Origin of the sequence: Amycolatopsis tolypomycina (assembly GCF_900105945.1) — a bacterium.
Lineage (GTDB): Bacteria > Actinomycetota > Actinomycetes > Mycobacteriales > Pseudonocardiaceae > Amycolatopsis > Amycolatopsis tolypomycina.
Map to the genome: position 1 here is coordinate 6,600,722 of NZ_FNSO01000004.1, position 19,638 is coordinate 6,620,359.

Sequence of the window (19,638 nt, forward strand, 5' to 3'; positions counted from 1 at the left end):
ACGTCCCAATGCGATTCGTGGTTCGGCTGGTTTTCGGCGCCGTGGCCGGAACGTTGCTTTTGCTGACGACGACGGGCACGGCCAACGCACAATACACGTCTTCGGTTGGTTTGAAACCGTCGAGCGGTCCGGCCGGGAGTTCCTTCACCATTTCCTGGAATTTCTACCCGTGCAAAGGGCCGATCACTTTTTCCTGGAACGGCACGCCGATGTGGTCGGCGAACACGACCCTCCAGCAGCCGAGCGGCACGGTTGCGGCGACCGTGCCCGGCGGCGCCCAGCCGGGCACCTACCCGGTCACCGGCACGTGCACCAACGCCCGGACCGGCGGCCCGCTCACCGCGAGCAGCAGGTTCACCGTCACCGGCACCCCCACCACCACACCCCCGCCGCCGGTGACGACCACGCCGCCCCCGCCGGTGACCACGCGGCCGACCCGGCCCGGCGCCACCACGACCCCGGCCACGCCGACGACCACCACTCCGCCGACGACCACGAGCACCCCGCCGCCGAGCACGACGCCGCCGAGCACCCCCGGCGTCCCCACGACGTCGAGCACCGCGCCCAAGCCCGGTGAACTGGTGCTCGACCGGCCGAGCATCAAGCCGGGAGAGTCGCTCTCGGCGTCCGGGAAGGGCTGCCAGCCGAGCCGGATGGTGACGCTCATGTCCGGCGGCGCCGAGGTCGGCACCGCCTACACCGACAGCACCGGCGCCTTCACCGCACCGGTCGAGTTCACCCGCATCGAGGCCGGTCCGCACACCGTGGTCGCCGAGTGCGGGGTGCGGCTGACCGGTGCCGTCGACCAGGTCGTGACCCGTTCGTCCGGTGGGCAGACCAGCACGCTCGTCATCCTCGTGTTCTTCGTCCTCGCCGGTGTCACGGTGATCCGCTTCCGGTGACCCCCGGTTGACATGCAGCCATCTGGCTGCCTATCGTCGCGGCATGGACGAGGCCTTCAAAGCGCTGGCCGATCCCAGCCGCCGTCAGCTGCTGGACGTGCTCAACGAGCGCAACGGCCAGACCCTGCGCGAGCTGTGCGCGGGGCTGGACATGGCCCGCCAGTCGGTCAGCAAGCACCTGGCCGTGCTCGAGGCGGCCGGGCTGATCACCACCACCTGGCGCGGCCGCGAGAAGCTGCACCACCTCGACGCAGGCCCGATCAACGCGATCGCCGAGCGCTGGATGACCCGCTACGACCGGCGGCGGGCCGGCGCGCTGGCCGATCTCAAACGAGCACTGGAGTCCGCACCGATGAACGATTTCGCGTACACCACCTACATCAACACGACCCCGGAGAAACTCTGGCAAGCGCTTACCGATCCGGCGTTCACGAGCCAGTACTGGGGCGTCTCCTTCGAAACCGACTGGAAAAAGGGCTCGCCGATGACGTGGGCCGAAAGCGGGGCGAAAACCGCCGATCCCGAACAGGTCGTGCTCGAATCGAAACCGTTCCGCCGTCTCTCCTACACCTGGCACACTTTCACGGCGGATTGGGCGAAAGCCAACGGCATCGACGAGGAAACGCTTTCGAAACTGCAGGACGAGAGCCGGACGAAAGTCACGTTCACCATCGAGCCGCACGGGGAAATGGTGAAGCTGACCGTGCTCCACGACGGGTTCGACGCCGGCAGCACGGCGCGGGAGATGTGCAGCCAGGGCTGGCCCGCGCTGTTGTCCAGCCTGAAGACGCTCCTCGAAACGGGCACCCCACTGCCCTGACCTGCGCCTATCGGTCGAATTTCCTAATTGCGACACATCTGGCACACCGAAACGTCTGAATTCTCCCCCTTTCGTGGGCGCCCGGCTGAAGTCCGGGTGAATTTCGCTCGATTGACAGGATCCGATGCGGTTTTCCGGGCGTTAGGCTCGCATAATCCGTGATCGGTGCTGGTCCGATCGAGTGACAGGAGTGTGGGCGTGCCGGGGTCAGTGCGTACCCGCTGGATCGTGGTGGGCGTGGTCGTGGCCGCCGCGGCGGGCGCCGTCGTGGCGTTCCGGCCGGACAGCGCGGCGGCCGGCGACCCCGAGATCGCGGTGTCGCGCTCGGCGTGCGGCACCGGCTGGACGGACCCGAAGCCGGGGCCGCAGACGTTCCGCCTGCACAACACCGGGTCGGTGCCGGCCGAGGTCGACCTGATCGACCCGGCGACCGGCGTGATCTACGGCGAGGTCGAGGGCCTCGGCGCGGCGACGACCCGGCCGTTGCAGGTCAACCTGGGCAACGGCAGTTACGCGTTCCGCTGCCTGCCCGAGGACGCCGGCGCGATCGTCGGTCCCGCGGTGCGGATCACCGGGGGCGCCGAGCGGACCGGGCCGGGCGTCGCGCCGGTGACGCACGACGACCTGCTCGGCCCGCTCAAGGCCTACCAGCAGCACGTGACGGCGGGGCTCGGCGAGCTGGTGGCGAACACCGGCGCACTGAAGAACACCGTCCACGGCGGCGACCGCGCGGCGAGCCGGGCGGCGTGGCTGACGGCGCACCTGACGTACGAGCGCCTGGGCGCGGCCTACGACGCGTTCAGCGACTCCGACGGCGCCCTCAACGGCACGGCCGACGGCCTCCCGGACGGCGTGACCGACCCCGGTTTCACCGGCTTCCACCGCCTGGAGCAGGGCCTCTGGCACGGCGAGGACATGGCGGCACTGGCCGCCGTCGCCGACCGGCTCGACACCGACGCCCGCGCGCTGCAGACGTCCTTCGCCGACAGCCAGGTCGACGGGAACGACCTCGGGCTGCGCGCGCACGAGATCATGGAGAACACGCTGCAGTTCGAACTGACCGGCCGCACCGACTACGGAAGCGGCACGAACCTGGCCACGGCCCGCGCCAACCTCGACGGCACCCGCGCGGTGCTCGAGGTCCTGCGGCCACTGCTGACACCGCGCTACCCGGATCTGTCCAAGGTGGACACCTGGCTGACCCGGACCCAGTCCGCTTTGGACGCCGCGCACCGCCCGGACGGCACGTGGCTCCGCCCGGCCGAGCTGAGCCGGGAGCAGCGGCAGAAGCTGAACGCGGACGTGAGCGAGCTGACGGAACTGCTGGCCCCGATCGCGGCGATCGCCGAGCCGAGGAGGGTCTCGTGAGTGGCCTTCCCCGCCGTTCCTTCCTCCGCCGGGCCGCGATGGGTGCGGGCCTCACCGTCGCCGCCGGGGCCGGGCTCGGCGCGTCGTCCGCGACCGACGCCACCTCGCCCGTGCCCTTCCACGGTCCCCACCAGGCCGCCATCCTCCGCAAACCGCCGGCACAGACCATCGTCGCCTCCTTCGACTCCGTCGCCGAGTCCAAGGCCGAACTCGCCGAGCTCTTCCGTGCCATCACCGACCGGGCGCGGTTCCTCACCTCCGGCGGTGCGCCCGCCGCGCTCGGGATCACCGCGCCGCCCGCCGACTCCGGGGTGCTCGGGCCCGTCGTGCCCGGGAGCGACCTCGGCGTCGTCCTCGGGGTCGGCGCCGGCCTCTTCGACGACCGGTACGGCCTCGCGAAACTCAAGCCCGCCAAGCTGAAGCCGATGACGACGTTCCCGAACGACGCCCTCGACCCCGCCCAGTGCCACGGCGACCTCAGCCTGATCCTGTCCGCGAACGACACCGACACCGTCCTGCACGCGCTGCGGGACATCGCGCGCGCCACCCGCGGCGGCATGCAACTGCGCTGGAAGCTCAACGGCTTCACCTCGCCGTCGCGGCCGGACGGCGCGCCGCGCAACCTGATGGGCTTCAAGGACGGCACCGCCAACCCGACCGGATCCGAAGTGGACAGTCTGGTGTGGACAACCGGCGACCCCGCCTGGACCGCGGGCGGCAGCTACCAGGTCATCCGGCTGATCCGGATGCTCGTCGAGTTCTGGGACCGGGTCTCGCTCTCCGAGCAGGAGAACATGTTCGGCCGCCGCCGCGACACCGGCGCTCCGCTCGACGGTACCGCGGAGACCGACGTCCCGCGGTACGCCGACGACCCGGTCGGCAGCGTCATCCCGCTGACCAGCCACATCCGGAAGGCGAACCCGCGCACCCCGGAGACCGACGCCAGCCGGATCCTGCGCCGCGCCGTCAACTACGACCGCGGTGTCGACAGCAACGGCAACCTGGACATGGGCCTGCTGTTCGTCTGCTACCAGCAGGACCTGGAGCGCCAGTTCGAGGCCGTCCAGACGCGGCTGGCCGACGAACCGCTGACCGACTACATCTCCCCGTTCGGCGGCGGCTACTTCTTCGCCCTGCCGGGCGTCACCGGCCCGGACGACCACTTCGGGCGCGCCCTGCTCGCCTGAGCGACCCCACCACGAAAGGAACTCCACTGTGGACAGAAAGACGCGACGGCGTCGCCTGCTCGGCGCCGGGGCGCTCGCCTCGGTGGCCACGCTGGCCGTCGTCACCGGCTCCGCGGCGACCACCGCGGACGCCCAGCCGCTGAACCTGTTCCCCGCCCACTGGATCCCGACGTCGACGCCGATCAAGCACGTCGTCGTCATCTTCGGCGAGAACATCTCGTTCGACCACTACTTCGGCACGTATCCGAACGCGGCCAACACCGACGGCACCCCCTTCACCGCCGCCCACGGCACCCCGAAGGTCAACGGACTCGACAAGAAGCTCCTGACCGGCAACCCGAACGCCTACAACCCGAAGCGGCTCACGCCCCAGCAGGCGCTGACCTGCGACCAGAACCACAACTACGGCGCCGAGCAGGCCGCGTTCAACGGCGGCAAGATGGACAAGTTCGTCGAGAAGACCGAGACGGACAAGTGCACCGGCCAGCCGATCCTGTTCGGCGAACCGGGCCTGGTCATGGACTACTTCGACGGCAACACCGTCACGGGCATGTGGAACTACGCCCAGCACTACGCGCTGAGCGACAACTCGTTCAACACGGTGTTCGGCCCGTCGACGCCGGGCGCGCTGAACCTGATCTCGGGCAACACCCACGGCGGCCAGGCGGTCGACCCGGTGACGCACGAGCCGGTCAGCGACGCCTACGCGGTGCAGTCGCCGGACTCCGACGGCATCGGCACGGTGATCAACGACCCCGACCCGGCCTGGGACGACTGCTCGGACAAGAACCACACGAGCAAGGACAACCTGGCCACCATGCACGGCCGCAACATCGGTGACCTGCTCAACCAGCGGCACGTGACGTGGGGCTGGTTCCAGGGCGGCTTCCGCCCGACCGGCTCGGCCAACGGCTACGCGGTGTGCGGCCAGACCCACACGAACGTCGGCGGCAACGCGGTCGTCGACTACAGCCCGCACCACGAGCCGTTCCAGTACTACCCGTCGACGGCGAACCCGAAGCACCTCCCGCCGTCCTCGGTGCGGGCGATCGGCCAGACCGACCGCGCGAACCACCAGTACGACATCGCGGACTTCGACGACGCGCTGCGGGCAGGCTCGATGCCCGCGGTGAGCTTCCTGAAGGCCCCGGAGTACCAGGACGGCCACGCCGGCTACTCGGACCCGCTGGACGAGCAGCAGTTCGTGGTGAGCGAGATCAACAAGATCCAGCAGTCCCCGGACTGGCAGTCGACGGCGATCGTCCTGGCCTACGACGACTCGGACGGCTGGTACGACCACCAGAAGTCCCCGATCGTCAACGGCTCGCACGACGCTTCGCAGGACCAGCCGATCTGCACGGCCAAGGCGACGACGGCGGGCACGTACGCGGACCGCTGCGGCTACGGCCCGCGCCTGCCGCTGCTGGTGGTTTCGCCGTTCAGCAAGGTCAACCACGTCGACCACACGCTGACGGACCAGACCTCGGTGCTGAAGTTCATCGAGGACAACTGGTTCACCGGCCGCATCGGCGACTCGTCGTTCGACGCGCGCGCCGGCTCGCTGACCGGGATGTTCGATTTCTGGTGGCCGAAGGCGAAGAAGGTCACCCTCGACCCGAAGACCGGAGCCGTGGTCGGCAAGTAGCGCCCGGCCGCGACGTCATGAACGACTCTTTCATGACATTGGATGACATGAAAGAGTCGTTCATGACATGCGGTCCAGGTCCCAGGTCAGGGTGACCACCGTGCCGGAATCGCCGGACGTGATGTCCGCGCGGTCGGCACTCGCCCGCAGCAGCAGCAATCCGCGCCCCCGCAGGGAAACCGGCCGCGGGTCCGGGACCGGCGTGCGCCACTGGCCGTGGTCGGTGATCACCACCTCGAGCCGGCCGGGGTGGACCGCCGCGTCGATGTCGACCACGCCGGGTGCCGTGTCGTCGTAGGCGTGGTCGGCCACGTTCGCCAGTGCCTCGTAGCTGGCCAGCACGATGTCGGCCGCCCTGTCCTCGTCGACCCCCGCCGCCAGTACCCACGCCATCAGGTCGTGCCGGAGACGGCGGAGGGCGTCCGGTGCCGCCGGTACGCCGTGGCAGCGAAACGGTGCCGGCCTCACGTGAGTGCTTCTTCGACGGTCGAATGGACGCCGATCCACGTGTCGAGCCCCGTGGTCCTCAACGGCCCGGACGTCACCGGGGAATCGCTCACCACGCACAACGCGCGCTCGGCCAGCCTGCGGTGGGCCGCGGCGAGCACCTGCAGCCCCGCCGAGCAGAAGAACGTCACCTCGCGCAGATCGACCACCAGCTTCTCCGGCCCGCTGGCCAGCACCACGTCGACGACTTCCCCGAACTCCGGCGCGCTGACCAGGTCGATCTCCCCCGCCACGGCCAGCACCGCGGCCCGGCCCCGCCAGTCGAGCGTCACCGCCAGGTCGGTGGCGGGCAGGTCCGGCGTCGAAGGGGTCACGGCCTCCCATCGTGCCGCACTCCCCGCCATCCGGCTACCGGGGCGGGAGTTTCACGACCGTCACCCAGAAATCGTCGATCTTCCGGACCACCTCGACGAACTTCTCGAAGTCGACCGGCTTGGTGACGTAGGCGTTGGCGTGCAGCTCGTAGCTGCGCAGGATGTCCTCCTCCGCTTCGGACGTCGTCAGCACGACCACCGGGATCGTGCACAGCACGGGGTCCTGCTTGATCTCGCCGAGCAGCTCCCGGCCGTCCTTGCGGGGCAGGTTGAGGTCGAGCAGGATCAACCCCGGCCGCGGCGCCGCCCCGAACGGCCCTTCCCGCTTCAGGAACCGCATCGCCTCGACGCCGTCCTCCGCGACGTGCAGCGGGTTGCGGATCTTGTGGTGCGCGAACGCTTCCCGGGTCATCAGGACGTCACCGGGGTCGTCCTCGACGAGCAGGATGTCGATCGGCGCGGGCGCCTGCGTCATACGGTTCCCCTGTTTCCGGGAGCGGGGTTTTCGACGGCCGGCAGGGTGAAGCGGAACGTCGTGGCTTCGGCCTCGGTGTCGAGCCAGATCCGGCCGCCGTGGTACTCGACGATCCGGCGGCACAGGGCCAGCCCGATGCCGGTGCCCGGGTACGCCGAGCGCGTGTGCAGCCGCTGGAACAGCGCGAACACCCGTTCGGCGTACTCGGCGTCGATGCCGATCCCGTTGTCCACCACGGAGAACACCCAGTCGTCGCCGTCGCGCTCGGCGGTGACCCGCACTTCCGGCGGCGCCTCGCCCTTGAACTTCAGCGCGTTGCCGATGAGGTTCTGGAACACGGCCGTCATCAGCGCCGGCTCGACGCGCACCTCGGGCAGGTCGCCGCGGCTGACCTTGCCGCCGCTCAGCGAGAGCGCGACCTCGAGGTTCGCGATGGCGTCGTCGGCGAGCGCGCCCGCGTCGGCCACGACGTGCTCGCCCGGTTTCCGGCCGACCCGCGAGAACGCCAGCAGGTCGTTGATCAGGACCTGCATCCGCTTCGCGCCGTCGACGGCGTACTCGATGTACTGCTCGCCGCGTTCGTCGAGCAGGCCCTGGTACCGCCGCTGGAGCAGCTGGCAGAAGCTGGCCACCTTCCGCAGCGGCTCCTGCAGGTCGTGCGAAGCGACGTAGGCGAACTGCTCGAGGTCGGCGTTGGACCGTTCGAGCTCGCGCGTGCGGCGGTCCAGCAGGGCGTTGGACTGCTCCGCCTCCTGCGTCCGCCGGTCCAGCAGCGCGTGCGCTCGCTCGAGCTCGGCGACCTCGTCGAGGATGCGCTGCCGCATCGCCTCGACGTCGGCGCCGAGCTGGGCGATCTCGCGTGGCCCGCTCCCGCGCACCGGGTGGTGGACATCGGAGTCGGCGACCCGGCGGACCTCCCCGGCCAGCCGCAGCAGCGGCCGGGTGATGACCTGCCGCAGCCCGAAGAACAGCATCGCGAACAGCAGCAGGACCAGCACGGCGACGGCGACGAACATCGCGTTGAGGAAGCTCGCCGCCGCGTCCAGCTCGGCGCGGCCGGTGTCGCGGATCGCGGCGAGGTGGTCGAGCTGGGTGTCGAGCGCCCGGCGCACGTCGACGAACAGCGTCCGCCCGCGCTCGACCTGGTCCGCGGTGACCGGGGGCGCGCCGGGGGCGATGGTCGGCGCGGCCGCCTCCTGCCAGGCGGTGGCCGCCCGGACCACGGCGTCGAGGTCGTCGCCGATCTGGGTGCCCGTGGTCGCGCCGAGCTGCCGCAGCTGCGTGACGGCGTCGGCCTGCGCGCGGAGGCCGTCGGTGTAGGGGACGAGGAACGCCGGCTGCCGGCCGAGCTGGTAGCCGCGGACCCCGCTTTCCTGGTTCAGCAGCGCCGTGGACAGCTGGCTGGCGGCCAGGCGCTGCGGCGCGATCACGTCGAGCAGGCGGGTCCGGGCGTCGGTGAGGTTGTTCAGCGCGATCCCGGCGGCGACCAGTGCGGCGACCAGCAGCACGGTCTCGACGGCGGCAAGCAGCGCCAGCCGGCGGCGGATCGGCCGGCCGCGGACGTCAGCGCTCATCGGCCTCGGCTTCCGGGTCGTGGGCTTCCGGGTCGTGGGCTTCCGGGTCGTGGCTGAGCAGGGCGAGCGCGACGTCGTCGTCGAGCGGGCCGGAGTTGAGCCGTTCGGCACGGGCGATCAGCTCGTCGAGCAGGGCCCGGCCGTGCAGCCCGGTCGTGTGCTGGATGTCGAGCACGAGGGCGGCCATCCGCTCGTGGCCCAGGCGTTCGGACCCGGCGCCGACGCGGCCCTCGAACACGCCGTCGGTGTACAGCAGCAGCGACCACCCCGGCTCCAGCGGCACTTCCAGGGAGTCCCACTTCGCGCCTTCGACGACGCCGAGCGGGACGCCGAGGCGCTCGCCGGAGAGCAGGTGCCCGTCGCCGGGGGTGAGCAGCAGCGGTGGCAGGTGCCCGGCCAGCGACAGGCGCAGGGATCTTCGGTCCGGCGCGACGACGACCATGCAGACGGTGGCGAACAGCGGCTCGATCCGCTCGTGCACCAGTACCCGCTCGACCATGCTCAGCACGTCGGGCATCGGCAGGCCGGCCATCACGAGCGAGCGCCACGCGATCCGCAGCGCGACGCCGAGCGCGGCCTCGTCCGGGCCGTGGCCGCAGACGTCGCCGATCATCATGTGGACCGTGCCGTCGGCGAGCTCGATGGCGTCGTAGAAGTCGCCGCCGAGCAGGGAGCCGTTGCGGCCGGGCCGGTAGCGGGCGGCCAGGTCGAGGTGCCGGTCGCGCAGCAGCGGGCTGGGCAGCAGGCCGCGTTCGAGGCGGGCGTTCTCCCGCGCGAGCAGCTGCTGCTGGAGGAACTGCTGCTCGACCTGCTCGGCGCGCTTGCGTTCGCGGGCGAACCGCAGCGCCTTCACCAGCAGCGGACCGTCGACCTGGTCCTTGACGAGGTAGTCCTGCGCGCCGGCGGCGACCGCGGCGACGCCGGTGGCCTGGTCGTGCTGGCCGGTCAGGACGACCACCGCGACCCCGGGCGCGTGCTGCCCGAGCTTGGTCAGCCCGGACAGGCCCATCGCGTCGGGCAGCTGCAGGTCGAGCACGACGCAGTCGGCGGTGAGCGGGCCGCCGAGCGCGGCGCTGAGCGTCTCGACGCGTTCGAGTGAGTACGGCGTGGCCGTGTCCGCCAGCATCTCCTCGACGAGCAGCGCGTCGCCGTCGTCGTCCTCGATCAGCAGCACCCGCAGGCGCGTGCGGGGATCCCACGATGAGTCGAGCGCGGCGGTCACCGGCGTCTCCCGTTCGGCTGCTCTTGAGCCAGCACATCCAGACGATCAACCCTAGCGGCACCGGCGACGCCTACGGCCGCGAAACCGGTCCCACGGGGGTAGCGTTTTATAGCACCCCGATGTGACACCGGGTCGATAACGGTTCGGGTTACGTCCGTGCCGGAACCGGGCATACCGCGCATACGCTGCGCGGATGGCCCGGTCAGCCGCTCTCGCCTGGTGGGCCGCGACGGCGTGCTGGTTCCTCGGGACGCTCGCCGGCCGACTGACGGGCAGCCACACCGAGATCACCGGCGCCGTCCCGCTGCCGGTCGCGGTGCTCGTGTTCGCGCTCTGCGCCGGCCTCTGGGCACTGCTCGTCTACGGCGCGTACCGGGGCCTGAAGGGCGCTCGGGTGGTGCTGGCGGTCGCGGGTGGGCTCGCCATCGTGGGATTGGTGGCGCAGCTCGTCGGCGACGTCGTGACGCGCAACCTCGTGCACGGCGGGTTGTTCCTGGCCGCGCTGGTCCTCGCGGGAGCCGGGTTCACGCTGATGTTCCGGGACCGCTGAGCGGTCAGCGCGCGGTCAACGTCAGCGCGAACGTGTTCCCCTCGCCCTGGACCAGGGAGCTCAGGTACGCGGTGAACGCACCGCAGCCGGCCAGCGGCGGGATCGCGTACGTGCCGGTGACCGGGCCGCCCGTCGCGAGGGCGAACCCGGGCCCGGTCCGCAGGTCGACCGGGATGGGCGCGCTCGCGCGGCAGCCGGCGTCCGCGACCGGCAGGCCGAAGAGCGTCACCTGCGGCACGGCCAGGGCCAGCTTCGCGTGCGCGACGAAGCCGTCGCCGAGTTCGCCCGTCTGCGGGCCGTCCGGCGTGAACTGCAGGTCCGCGGTGCCGGGCACGAACCCGAACACCTTGAACTCCGCCCGCGTCCGGTCGAACGCCGGGCTGAACGACGGCACCGCGAAGGCGCCCGAGAGCGGCGCGGTCGCCCCGAGCGCCTTCAGCGTCGTCGAGCCCGTGACGCCGTAGTCGTGGGCAGCAGGGCCGCCCAGGTCGAAACTCAGCAGCACCGGGTCCTGGCCGGGGTCGAGCGTGCAGTCCGAGGTGAACGAGCCGAGCCCGGTGGCCGAGCCGTCGGCCTTCTTCGGCGTGAGCCGGGTGCTGAAGTTCCCGATGGTCAGGGTGGTCTTCCCCGCGTTCGGCAGCTGCACCGGCGGGACCGAGCCGGACGCGTTCGTGGTGAACGGTCCCGAGGCCGGCACCGCCGTCTTCGCCACCGTCAGCGGCAGGGCGAGCGGCAGCGTCAGCGAGCCGTTGGCCAGCGTCACCCCTGCGGACGCCGTCCCTTCGATGCTCGCCGCCCCGACCAGGGCCAGGCCGCGCGTCGACTTGTCCGGCACGGTCACCGCGACCGCGAGGTCCACCGTCGTGAACGTGCCGCCGGGCGCGGACGGCACTTCGAACGACGCCTTGATCTCGACGTCCAGCTTCTGCAGCCCGATCAACGGGAACGGGCAGGTGAAACCCAGCTTCTTGGCGATCGGCGTCGACGCCGCCGCGGGCGCGGCGAGGGCGACAGCGATGGCGAAAGCGAGCACGCAGGCGGCGAGCAGCGACCGGGCGATCCGCACGGGTAGTCCTTCCGGGGCATGGCACCGGCCCCCGCCGCGGCACGGTCGGCGCGCAGCGGGGGCCGGCAGCTCGGTCACTTCTTGGTGAGGGTGAGGTTCAGCGAGTTGCCGTCGCTCTTGGCGAAAGCGCTGATGATGTCGTTGAACGAGCCGCAGTTCTGCAGCGCGGACAGCGAGTAGGTGCCCGACAGCTTGCCGCCCTTGAGCAGGTCGAAGTCGGGACCGGTGGTCATTTCGCTGGTCGAGGGGCTGACCGTGCCGCACTTCGGGTCGGTGCTGATCGGGATGCCGAACAGGTTGACCGTGGTGAGGAACGTGTCGAACTTGATGTGCGCCTTGAAGCCGGTGCCCACCAGCTCACCGGTCTGCGGGCCGTTCTGCACGACCTTGACGTCCGAGCTGCCCTGCAGGAAGCCGAACAGCTTGAAGTCGGTGTGCGTCGGGTTCAGCTGCAGGCTCCCGGTGAACGTCTTGGCCGACAGGTTGACGTCGGCGTCGAACGAGCCGGTGATCGGCGCGGTGCTGCCGAGCGACTTCAGGGCCGTCTGCCCGGTGATGCCGAAGGAGTACTTGATGCCCCCGCCCGGCGGCGTGGTCGTGGGCGGGGTCGTCACCGGCGGCGTGGTCACCGGCGGCGTCGTGACGGGCGGCGTGGTCACCGGCGGCGTGGTCGTCGGCCCGCCACCGCCGTTGATGGTGATCGTGGCCAGGGTGTTGTTCTGGCCGCTGTCCTGCGTGCAGGGCGCGTCGATCGTGCCGTCCGGCGTGATGCCGGTGACCGAGCCGTCGGCCTTGCGCGGGGTGACCTTGAGGTTCAGGTCACCCACGGTGATCTTCGCCTGGCCGGCCTGGGTGAACGTCAGCGACGGCGTCTTGCCCGCGGCGTTGATGTTCATTTCCCCGGACGCCGGGATGTTCGTCTTGTCCAGCGTGATCGGCACGCTGACCGGCAGGTTGAGGCTCGGCGCGGCGACGGTCGCGCTCGCCGTGGCGGTGCCTTCCAGCGTGGTGGCGCCGATCAAGCTCAGGCCGCTGACGGTGTCCGCGTTGATGGTGGACACGGCCTTGATGTCGAACGCGCCGGTCGGCTGCCCGGTGTTCACCGTGGTCGGCAGGTCGGTGTTGATCACCACCTTCAGCGACTGCGAACCCACCAGCGGGAAGGTGCAGTGGTAGTTCAGCGTCAGCGAAATCGGGTCGGCGGCGCCGGCCTGTGCGCCGACGACGAGCGCGCCGGCGACGAGCCCGGCCGCCGCGGCCACGACCGTCAACTTCTTTCCTCTTGGGTGACTCACGATGGTCCTTCCGTGTATCAACAGTGATACGAAACGGCCCGCTATTGGAAAATCGCGACCGGACCGTAAGCTAACGAGCGCGTCCGGCGCCGATCAAGGCCTTTCGGTAAAAAGGCAACGCGGACACCGCAAATTGTCACCCCGGCACGTCACCCGGCCAGGGTTCCTAGCAGGCCGCGGAAGGTTTTCCCAGCACAGGGGCAGCTCCGAACCGCTGACGCGCGTGACAAATCCCCGTCGCGGAATGTTGACGCACGTGCCAACCGGCCATTCCGTCCTTGCTCGCGCACAACCGCGCCGCGTAGCTTCGAAACCCATGAAAAGAATGCACAGCGGGGTGCTCGCAATGGCGGCCGCCGCGCTTCTGTCGTGCGCCGCGTGCGCTTCGGACACCCCGCCGCCCGACCCGGGACGGCACGCCGACCCCGCGGCGCTCGCCTGGGTCGACAAGGTGTGCACCGGGGTGGCCGCGGGCTCGGCGAAACTCTCCCAGCCGCCCGCCGTCGACGACGCCGACCCGGTGAAGACCCGGGACGCGATGGTGGACTTCCTGGGCCGCCTCGGTTCCGCGCTCGAGGACATGGCGGGCGGCATGCGCGGCGCCGGCGTCCCCCCTGTCCCGGATGGACAGTCCGCTGTGGACAAAGCCACCGGCAACCTCGCCGAGACGAAGAGCAAGCTCGCCGAGACGAAGGCCCGCATGGAGCAGGCGAAGGTGACCGACCAGCCCAGTCTGCGCAAGGTCATCGCCGAGGCCGACTCGACCATGGGGCAGCTGGCCGACCCGGAGGGCCCGATCAAGGACCTCAAGGCGAACCCGGAGCTGAACCTGGCCTTCAGTGAGTCCGCGACCTGCAAGCGCGTCTACGGGACGGGCTCGTGACGGCCCGCCGCGTGCTCGCCACGCTGGTGGCGCTGGTCCTGACCACGGCCTTCGCCGGCGCCGACAGCCCGGCCGCCGCCGAGCCCGCCCCACCCGGCGACGCCTTCTACGTGCCGCCGTCGCCGCTGCCCGCGGGCAACCCGGGTGACGTCATCCGCTGGCGGCCGTCGCACGCCGGGCCGCGCCACGCTTCGGTCGACGCGTGGCAGGTGATGTACCTGTCGACGAACGCGCTCGGGCAGCCCGACGCCGTCACCGGCACGGTTCTGGTGCCGAAGACCGCCGACCGCGCGACCGCGCCGATCGTGGCGTTCGCCCCGGGCACGCACGGGCCGGCGTTCGGCTGCACGCCGTCGAAGATGATCGACATCGGCGCCTTCTACGAGCAGCCCGGCCTCGACGACCTGCTCGACGCCGGGTACGCGGTCGCCGTCCCGGACTACGAGGGCTACCGGCCGGACCCGAAGACGACGTACGTGGTGGGCCGGTCCGAGGGGCCCGCGGTGATCGACGTGGTCCGCGCGGCCCAGCGGCTCGGCGCGGCCGGGCTGTCGGCGTCGGCGAAGGTGGTCTTCCGCGGGTACTCCCAGGGCGGCGGCGCCGCGGCGTGGGCGGGCGAGCTGCAGCCGACGTACGCGCCCGAGCTGAACCTCGTCGGTATCGCGGCCGGTGGGGTGCCTGCCGACCTGGTCCAGGTGACGCTGCAGCTCGACGGCAAGTTCGGCTTCGGCGTGTTCGCCTACGCGCTGCTCGGGCTCGACCAGGCTTACCCCGAGCTGCAGCTGGACTCGTTCCTCAGCGACAACGGGCGGGCGAAGCTGGCCGAGATGCAGCGGAGCGCGTGCACGTTCGAGCTGCTCACGACGTATGCGAACCAGAAGATCGCGGACTACACGACCGGCCCGGGCTACATCAAGCCGGCGTGGGTGGCCCGGCTGAACGAGAACAAGCTCGGCGCAACGCCGCCGCGGGTGCCGGTGTTCCTCTACCACGCGACCGGCGACCAGCTGGTGCAGTTCGCGCAGGCCGACAGCCTGCACAAGGCGTACTGCGCGGCCGGGGTCCGGGAGACGTGGCAGACCTACGACACCGACCACATCACGCTGGTCTACACCGGCAACGCCGACGTCCTGGCCTTCGTCAAGGACCGGATCGCCGGGAAACCGGCGACGGCGAGCTGCTGATCAGCGGTTCCGGCCGCCGTGGGGGTGCTGCTGCTGCCACGAGCTCATCACCGAGCTGACGTACTCGCGCCACTGCTCCTCCGGCGACGCCGAGGTCGGCGTCGCCTCGGCCGGTGCGGGCTTGCGGCCCGCGCCGGCCGGCGCGCTGGTGGTCTCGGCCGTCGTGTGCCGGACCTCGGCGGTGAGCGGCGGCGCTTCCGCGGAGGCGCTCATCGTCTCCACGGCTTCGCTGGAGGTCGGCGGCGGCACGACCGGCGCGGGCGCGCCGGGCGGCGGCACGGCGGTCCCGCCCACCTGGTGCGGCTGCAGCAGCACGACGGCGGCCAGCCCGAGCCCGACGGCCGCGCCCGCGGCGAGGACGTACGGCTTCGCGCGCCGGGACCGGTCGGCGGGCGGCGCGTCCTGGGGACGTTCGGCTTCGTCGGCCGCGGCGAGCTCGGCGTCGAGCACGGCCAGCGGATCGGGGGTGGGTTCGGGCTGGGTGGGTTCGGGCTGGGTGGGTTCGGGCTGGGTGGCCGCGGCTTCTTCGGCGAGCTTCGCGTCGAGGTCGCCGCGGATCATCAGCGGCCTCGTCTGCGACAGGTTCACCAGCTCGGCGACCGAGGGGAGTTCGCCCTCACCGCCTGTGCGTGCCATCGAAAACCTCCACCCGTTCGGCGTCACCTGGAGGGACCATGCCCGAGCCGCGAGAGCTGCTCCGCTTCGCCGCCGTCGGCTTGGCTGCGTACGCGGTCACCCTACTGGGCGACTACGGCCTGAAGCTCACCGTGTGCCGGGAGAAGCCGGTGACGGCCCTCGCGATCGCCACGGTCGTGTCGACGGCGGTCGCGTACCTGCTGTCCCGGAGCTGGTCGTTCGCCGGACGGAGCGAGCATCGGCGGCTGCGCGAGGCGACGCTGTTCTTCGCCGTCAACGCGGGCGCGGTGGCCGTGAACCTGGTGCCGGCGCTGGTGTCGCGGTACGTGCTGCACCTGGCCGTGCCGCACGTCGGTTACCTGACGCAGGAAATCGCGGACTTCGTCGCCGGGATGCTGCTCGGCACCCTGGCGGGGACGGCGTTCCGCTGGTTCGGGTACCGCCGGTGGGTGTTCCCGTCAGCGCCACCAGTTCGCGTCGCCGAGATTGGCGAAGCCGAGCTTCTCGTAGAGCGGCCGCCCGGAGCGCGAGGCGGTCAGCGTGACGGGCACGTCCTCGAAGTGCCGGAGCACCGCGTACATCAGCGCGCGCCCGACGCCCTGGGAGCGGTGCTCGGGCATGGTCGTCACCCAGTAGACGCCGCCGACGCCACCGTGGGCCATGGTCAGGCAGGCGCCCTGGCCGCCCTTGCGGAAGAACGCGGTGGCCCGGTCGAGGAGCTCGGGCGGGAAGACGGTGCCGGGCCGGTAGGGCTGGTACTCCTCGAGCGGGAAGCCGTGGACGACGAGGTCCTCGGCGCCGGCCAGCTCGGCGGGGGTGGTGACGCGCTCGACGCCTTCCGGGCGCTCGGGCGCGGCGCCGGGCTCGCGGGCCATCACCGGCAGCTGCCCGGCGGTCAGCCCGAGGTCCGTCAGGTCGAGCACCCGGAACGGATCCTCGACGACGACCGCCCGCCCCTCGCCCCGGCGCTTCGCGGCCAGCTCGGTGAGCTCCTCGACGACGGCGTCGCCGGGGGTGGCGGTCCGCAGCATGATCCGGAAGCGGCGGCCGTCGATCGCGGTGAACGCGGGGTGCTCGACCACGTCGTCACCGCGGGCGCGGGCGAGGGTCGTCCACATGGCGACGGCGTTGTCGCAGGCCTGCCGCAGCCGCTCGGTGAGCAATCCGGTCATGCCGGGCAGCCTAAAGCCGGAGCGGGGTCCTTCGCGGGCGTTTCCGGGAAGGCGGTCAGCCTTGGTCCGGCAGGACCCGTTCGGCCAGCAGCGCCAGCTCCAGCCGCAGCCGTTCCGCCGGATCGTCCAGCCGCGCCCCGAACAGCTCCCCCAGCTTCTTGAGCCGCGCCCGGATCGTCTGCGGGTGCAGGTCGAGCAGGCGCCCCAGCTCGGGCGCGCTCCCCCGGGTCCGGACCAGGGCCAGCAGCGTCTCGGCCAGCTGCTCGCGGCGGCGGCCGGTCAGCCCGGACAGCGGCGCCAGCGTCGTCGAAGCCAGCTGGCCGACCAGGAACTCGTCCGCGAGCAGCAGCAGCGTCGTCACGTGGTCGCGGCACCAGATCACCGGGCCCGGGGCGTCGAGGAGGCCGCGGGCGGCCAGGTCGACCGCGCGGCGGGCGACGCGGAACGACTCGGGTGCCTCGACCGGCGGGACCAGCGGGCCGACCGCCGCCGTCCAGCCCGGTGGCAGGCCCGTCAGGTCGATCAGGTCGATGTCCGGGGCCGGTGTCAGCGCGGCAGGCGGGTCGCCCGCCGGATCGGCCGGGACGTGCTCCGGGAGCAGGCCGGGCGGGAACTCCGGGGCGCCCGGCAGCGCCCGGAACGCCACCGCCGCCAGCCGCTCGGGCACCGGCAGCCCGGACGCCGCGAGCAGACCGTCCACATCGGCCGGCGCGCGGCCGCCGAGGAGCGCGCGCAGCAGGCGGCGGTGCCGTTCGCCGGTGCCGGACACCGCGGCCTCGGCGGCGCTGTAGCCCTCCGCGACGGCCGCCATCGACGTCTCGACGTCGGCGAACATCCCTTCGGCGGCGCCGTAGAGAACGTCGCCGGACAGGCCCGCTTCCCGCGCGATGTCGGCGATCCACCGCCAGGTGACCCGGCTCGACACGCGCACGGCCGCCTGCACGGCTTCGCGGCTGACGCCGTTGTGGAACGCTTCGCGCCCGTGGCCGCGGAACTCGGCCAGCCGGTCGGCCTGCCACAGCGCGGGCGTGCCGACGCGGTCGACGTCCCGCTCGATCCCGCGCCGCGCCAGCTCGATCGCGGTCGCGCGGCCGGGGCCGGCGCCGAATCTCGCGGAATATTCCGGAATTTCGGCGGCGATGGCGTCGACGCAGGCCCGGGCGATCTCCGGGATCCGCGGGCGCACCGCGACCCCGAGTTCGGGCGGCAGCCGGGACCACACGGAGCTGTCCGAGGCAGCGGAACCGCGCATGGGGAATTCAGTCCTCCACATAGGAATTGGCGCCTCGGAAATACCCCCGCCATCTGACACGGAGCGTAGAACCCACACCCGTCCGTGTCAAAAGGACGTGTCTGCGTCACCCTTTCCGGGAACCGATCGTTGATTTTTCAGTCACACATGCGTCCGATACGCTCGCCGCACACGCACTCGAAGGGGGATTCGTGGTCGAGTACCGCAGCTTTCGCTTGCTGGCCTCGTTGCCGCGCGCGCTGGGCGCGGGCCTGCGCCCGCACGTCGGGCACGCCGCGGCCTCGATGATCCAGGAGGTGCAGCGCACGGTCCCGGCCTACGGCCAGCCGCTCAAGGGCGTGTTCGGCAAGGTGCTCGTGAAGAGCGTCGAGTTCGCGGTGCAGCACTGCGTCGACACGATGGGCGAGCCGACGCTGTCGCACGAGCACTGGGTCGAGTTCTACCGGGGCCGCGGCCGGATCGAGTTCACCGAAGGCCGCAACCTCGACGCGTTGCAGGACAGCGCCACGATCGGGGCCAGGGTGGCGTGGCGGGCCATGCACCCCGCGGTGGTCGCCGCCGGGGTCGACCCGGCCGTCATCTCGGTCGCCGCGGAGGCCATCTTCGCCTACGTCGACGAGCTGTGCGCGACCGCGATCGAGGGCTACCAGGAGGCGCAGGCCGAGGCCGAGGGCGCCGTCCCGGTCCGGCGCCGCCGGTTGCTGGAGCTGATCGCGGGCGCCCCGGAGGGCGCGGCGAGCAGCATCGCCGGCCTGGCGGGCGGCGCGGGCTGGCCGCTGCCGGAGACCGCGGCGATGGTGGCGTTGGAACGCGGCCCGGAAGCCGCGGACTTCCCCGCCGACCTGCTCGGCGACGGCGTCCTGGCCGACCTCGACGGCCCGGAGCCGTACCTGCTGACCCGCGACCCGGACACCGAGCTGGCCCCGCTGGCGGCCAAGCTCGACGGCTGGCGCGCGGCGGTCTCCCCGACGGTCCCGCTGGCCGACGCCCCGGCGGCGTTGCGCACGGCGCGGCGGGCGTTGCAGCTGTCCGGCCCGGACGTCCCCGGCCCGATCATCTGGTGCCGCGACCACCTGGCCACGCTCTGGCTGCTGGCCGAGGACTTCCTGGCGGCCGAGCTGGCCCGCCAGAGCCTCGACCCGTTCGACTCGCTCAGCGAGAAGCAGCGCGAGCGGCTGAGCGAGACGCTGCTGGCCTGGCTGGAGACGCGGGGCGGGGCGCCGGAGATCGCGCAGCGGCTGGGCGTGCACCCGCAGACGGTCCGCAACCGCCTGCGCCAGCTGGAGGAGCTGTTCGGAGACCGGTTGAAGGACGCGGACGACCGGCTGGGCATGCAGCTGGCCCTGCGCGCGCAACGGCTGATGCGCGCCCACCGGCCGCCGGAAGCCTGACGGTCCCCGGCTCGTTCACCGCGCCGAAGGCCACCTCGGGGCGCCCGGCACCGGCCGGCGGGCCCGGTCGAGCGCGCGGACCGGCATCGGCAGCACCCGCCGCCACGAGCGGTGGCGCGGCCACGAGCGCGGCACCCCCTGGTGAACGAAATGGAAACTCGCGCGGCAGGACATCAGCGCGTCCGGTGCGTCATT

The 19,638-nt window shown here is 71.7% G+C and carries 20 protein-coding genes and 1 pseudogene; 10 read left to right on the forward strand and 11 right to left on the reverse strand.

From position 1 onward, the window contains the following. Positions 1 to 289: 289 nt before the first annotated feature. A complete protein-coding gene (locus BLW76_RS50205; protein ID WP_091320468.1) occupies positions 290 to 667 on the reverse strand; it encodes a hypothetical protein in 378 nt (125 codons plus the stop codon). Here BLW76_RS50205 and BLW76_RS39770 point away from each other — a divergent pair. From BLW76_RS39770 to BLW76_RS39790, 5 genes are all read left to right on the forward strand, one after another. Beyond that, positions 666 to 902 carry a hypothetical protein gene (locus tag BLW76_RS39770; protein ID WP_091317157.1) on the forward strand — a complete coding sequence of 79 codons (237 nt, stop codon included), beginning with the start codon at positions 666 to 668 and terminating at the stop codon, positions 900 to 902. The genes BLW76_RS50205 and BLW76_RS39770 overlap by 2 nt on opposite strands. 43 nt (positions 903 to 945) lie before the next feature. Beyond that, on the forward strand, positions 946 to 1,722 hold the full coding sequence (locus tag BLW76_RS39775) for an ArsR/SmtB family transcription factor (RefSeq protein WP_091317158.1): 777 nt from the start codon (positions 946 to 948) through the stop codon (positions 1,720 to 1,722). A gap of 210 nt (positions 1,723 to 1,932) precedes the next feature. Beyond that, the gene (locus tag BLW76_RS39780; protein WP_091317159.1) at positions 1,933 to 3,090 is read left to right on the forward strand and encodes an imelysin family protein; all 1,158 of its coding nucleotides are present in this window, start codon (positions 1,933 to 1,935) and stop codon (positions 3,088 to 3,090) included. After that, positions 3,087 to 4,277, forward strand: coding sequence for a Dyp-type peroxidase (locus tag BLW76_RS39785; RefSeq protein ID WP_091317160.1), 1,191 nt, complete (start codon positions 3,087 to 3,089; stop codon positions 4,275 to 4,277). The genes BLW76_RS39780 and BLW76_RS39785 overlap by 4 nt, the downstream gene beginning before the upstream one ends. Positions 4,278 to 4,305: 28 nt before the next feature. Then, on the forward strand, positions 4,306 to 5,922 hold the full coding sequence (locus BLW76_RS39790) for a phospholipase C (protein ID WP_091317161.1): 1,617 nt from the start codon (positions 4,306 to 4,308) through the stop codon (positions 5,920 to 5,922). Between the two features lie 60 nt (positions 5,923 to 5,982). Here BLW76_RS39790 and BLW76_RS39795 read toward each other — a convergent pair whose 3' ends face one another. Genes BLW76_RS39795 through BLW76_RS39815 form a run of 5 tightly spaced genes read right to left on the reverse strand, consistent with a single transcriptional unit; the run spans position 5,983 to position 10,014 of the window. Continuing rightward, a complete protein-coding gene (locus tag BLW76_RS39795) occupies positions 5,983 to 6,390 on the reverse strand; it encodes an ATP-binding protein (protein WP_091317162.1) in 408 nt (135 codons plus the stop codon). Further along, positions 6,387 to 6,743: an STAS domain-containing protein gene (locus BLW76_RS39800; protein ID WP_244170534.1), complete on the reverse strand. Its 357-nt coding sequence runs from the start codon at positions 6,741 to 6,743 to the stop codon at positions 6,387 to 6,389. The genes BLW76_RS39795 and BLW76_RS39800 overlap by 4 nt, the downstream gene beginning before the upstream one ends. 34 nt (positions 6,744 to 6,777) lie before the next feature. Continuing rightward, the gene (locus tag BLW76_RS39805; RefSeq protein ID WP_091317163.1) at positions 6,778 to 7,218 is read right to left on the reverse strand and encodes a response regulator; all 441 of its coding nucleotides are present in this window, start codon (positions 7,216 to 7,218) and stop codon (positions 6,778 to 6,780) included. Then, a complete protein-coding gene (locus BLW76_RS39810) occupies positions 7,215 to 8,792 on the reverse strand; it encodes a sensor histidine kinase (protein WP_091317164.1) in 1,578 nt (525 codons plus the stop codon). The genes BLW76_RS39805 and BLW76_RS39810 overlap by 4 nt, the downstream gene beginning before the upstream one ends. After that, positions 8,782 to 10,014, reverse strand: a complete 1,233-nt coding sequence (locus tag BLW76_RS39815) for a PP2C family protein-serine/threonine phosphatase (protein WP_091317165.1) — start codon at positions 10,012 to 10,014, stop codon at positions 8,782 to 8,784. Before BLW76_RS39815 ends, BLW76_RS39810 begins: the two co-directional genes overlap by 11 nt. A gap of 193 nt (positions 10,015 to 10,207) precedes the next feature. On the opposite strand from BLW76_RS39815, the gene BLW76_RS39820 reads away from it, so the two are divergent. Further along, the gene (locus BLW76_RS39820) at positions 10,208 to 10,564 is read left to right on the forward strand and encodes a hypothetical protein (RefSeq protein WP_091317166.1); all 357 of its coding nucleotides are present in this window, start codon (positions 10,208 to 10,210) and stop codon (positions 10,562 to 10,564) included. A 4-nt stretch (positions 10,565 to 10,568) separates the two neighbouring features. Here BLW76_RS39820 and BLW76_RS39825 read toward each other — a convergent pair whose 3' ends face one another. Next, the gene (locus tag BLW76_RS39825) at positions 10,569 to 11,630 is read right to left on the reverse strand and encodes a DUF6801 domain-containing protein (protein WP_091317167.1); all 1,062 of its coding nucleotides are present in this window, start codon (positions 11,628 to 11,630) and stop codon (positions 10,569 to 10,571) included. A 74-nt stretch (positions 11,631 to 11,704) separates the two neighbouring features. Beyond that, the gene (locus tag BLW76_RS39830) at positions 11,705 to 12,892 is read right to left on the reverse strand and encodes a DUF6801 domain-containing protein (RefSeq protein ID WP_244170723.1); all 1,188 of its coding nucleotides are present in this window, start codon (positions 12,890 to 12,892) and stop codon (positions 11,705 to 11,707) included. A 349-nt stretch (positions 12,893 to 13,241) separates the two neighbouring features. Between BLW76_RS39830 and BLW76_RS39835 the strand changes: the two genes are divergently transcribed. Both BLW76_RS39835 and BLW76_RS39840 read left to right on the forward strand, forming a co-directional pair. Further along, positions 13,242 to 13,808 carry a hypothetical protein gene (locus BLW76_RS39835; RefSeq protein WP_244170535.1) on the forward strand — a complete coding sequence of 189 codons (567 nt, stop codon included), beginning with the start codon at positions 13,242 to 13,244 and terminating at the stop codon, positions 13,806 to 13,808. Next, positions 13,805 to 14,992, forward strand: a complete 1,188-nt coding sequence (locus BLW76_RS39840; protein WP_091317170.1) for a lipase family protein — start codon at positions 13,805 to 13,807, stop codon at positions 14,990 to 14,992. Before BLW76_RS39835 ends, BLW76_RS39840 begins: the two co-directional genes overlap by 4 nt. Here the strand turns inward: BLW76_RS39840 and BLW76_RS39845 are convergent, their stop codons facing one another. Next, positions 14,993 to 15,628, reverse strand: coding sequence for a hypothetical protein (locus BLW76_RS39845; protein ID WP_091317171.1), 636 nt, complete (start codon positions 15,626 to 15,628; stop codon positions 14,993 to 14,995). It lies immediately after the preceding gene. A gap of 38 nt (positions 15,629 to 15,666) precedes the next feature. Here BLW76_RS39845 and BLW76_RS39850 point away from each other — a divergent pair. Then, a pseudogene (locus tag BLW76_RS39850) lies at positions 15,667 to 16,023 on the forward strand (GtrA family protein); the annotation flags it as partial. Between the two features lie 63 nt (positions 16,024 to 16,086). On the opposite strand, the gene BLW76_RS39855 reads toward BLW76_RS39850, so the two are convergent. Together BLW76_RS39855 and BLW76_RS39860 are read right to left on the reverse strand one after the other, a co-directional pair. After that, complete coding sequence (locus tag BLW76_RS39855) at positions 16,087 to 16,800, reverse strand: GNAT family N-acetyltransferase (RefSeq protein ID WP_091317172.1); 714 nt, start codon at positions 16,798 to 16,800, stop codon at positions 16,087 to 16,089. A 55-nt stretch (positions 16,801 to 16,855) separates the two neighbouring features. Then, positions 16,856 to 18,052 carry a PucR-like N-terminal domain-containing protein gene (locus BLW76_RS39860; protein ID WP_091317173.1) on the reverse strand — a complete coding sequence of 399 codons (1,197 nt, stop codon included), beginning with the start codon at positions 18,050 to 18,052 and terminating at the stop codon, positions 16,856 to 16,858. Between the two features lie 191 nt (positions 18,053 to 18,243). Here BLW76_RS39860 and BLW76_RS39865 point away from each other — a divergent pair, with 191 nt between their 5' ends. Continuing rightward, positions 18,244 to 19,443: a PucR-like N-terminal domain-containing protein gene (locus BLW76_RS39865; RefSeq protein WP_091317174.1), complete on the forward strand. Its 1,200-nt coding sequence runs from the start codon at positions 18,244 to 18,246 to the stop codon at positions 19,441 to 19,443. Positions 19,444 to 19,638: the final 195 nt, after the last annotated feature.

What these genes read in the sequence shown, in the direction of transcription:
- BLW76_RS39775 (WP_091317158.1), top strand. Translation starts at nt 946, where the DNA reads ATGGACGAGGCCTTCAAAGCGCTGGCCGATCCCAGCCGCCGTCAGCTG.
- BLW76_RS39820 (WP_091317166.1), top strand. Translation starts at nt 10,208, where the DNA reads ATGGCCCGGTCAGCCGCTCTCGCCTGGTGGGCCGCGACGGCGTGCTGG.
- BLW76_RS39770 (WP_091317157.1), top strand. Translation starts at nt 666, where the DNA reads ATGTCCGGCGGCGCCGAGGTCGGCACCGCCTACACCGACAGCACCGGC.
- BLW76_RS39860 (WP_091317173.1), bottom strand. Translation starts at nt 18,052, where the DNA reads ATGCGCGGTTCCGCTGCCTCGGACAGCTCCGTGTGGTCCCGGCTGCCG.
- BLW76_RS39845 (WP_091317171.1), bottom strand. Translation starts at nt 15,628, where the DNA reads ATGGCACGCACAGGCGGTGAGGGCGAACTCCCCTCGGTCGCCGAGCTG.
- BLW76_RS50205 (WP_091320468.1), bottom strand. Translation starts at nt 667, where the DNA reads ATGAGCGTCACCATCCGGCTCGGCTGGCAGCCCTTCCCGGACGCCGAG.
- BLW76_RS39855 (WP_091317172.1), bottom strand. Translation starts at nt 16,800, where the DNA reads ATGACCGGATTGCTCACCGAGCGGCTGCGGCAGGCCTGCGACAACGCC.
- BLW76_RS39810 (WP_091317164.1), bottom strand. Translation starts at nt 8,792, where the DNA reads ATGAGCGCTGACGTCCGCGGCCGGCCGATCCGCCGCCGGCTGGCGCTG.
- BLW76_RS39835 (WP_244170535.1), top strand. Translation starts at nt 13,242, where the DNA reads ATGAAAAGAATGCACAGCGGGGTGCTCGCAATGGCGGCCGCCGCGCTT.
- BLW76_RS39805 (WP_091317163.1), bottom strand. Translation starts at nt 7,218, where the DNA reads ATGACGCAGGCGCCCGCGCCGATCGACATCCTGCTCGTCGAGGACGAC.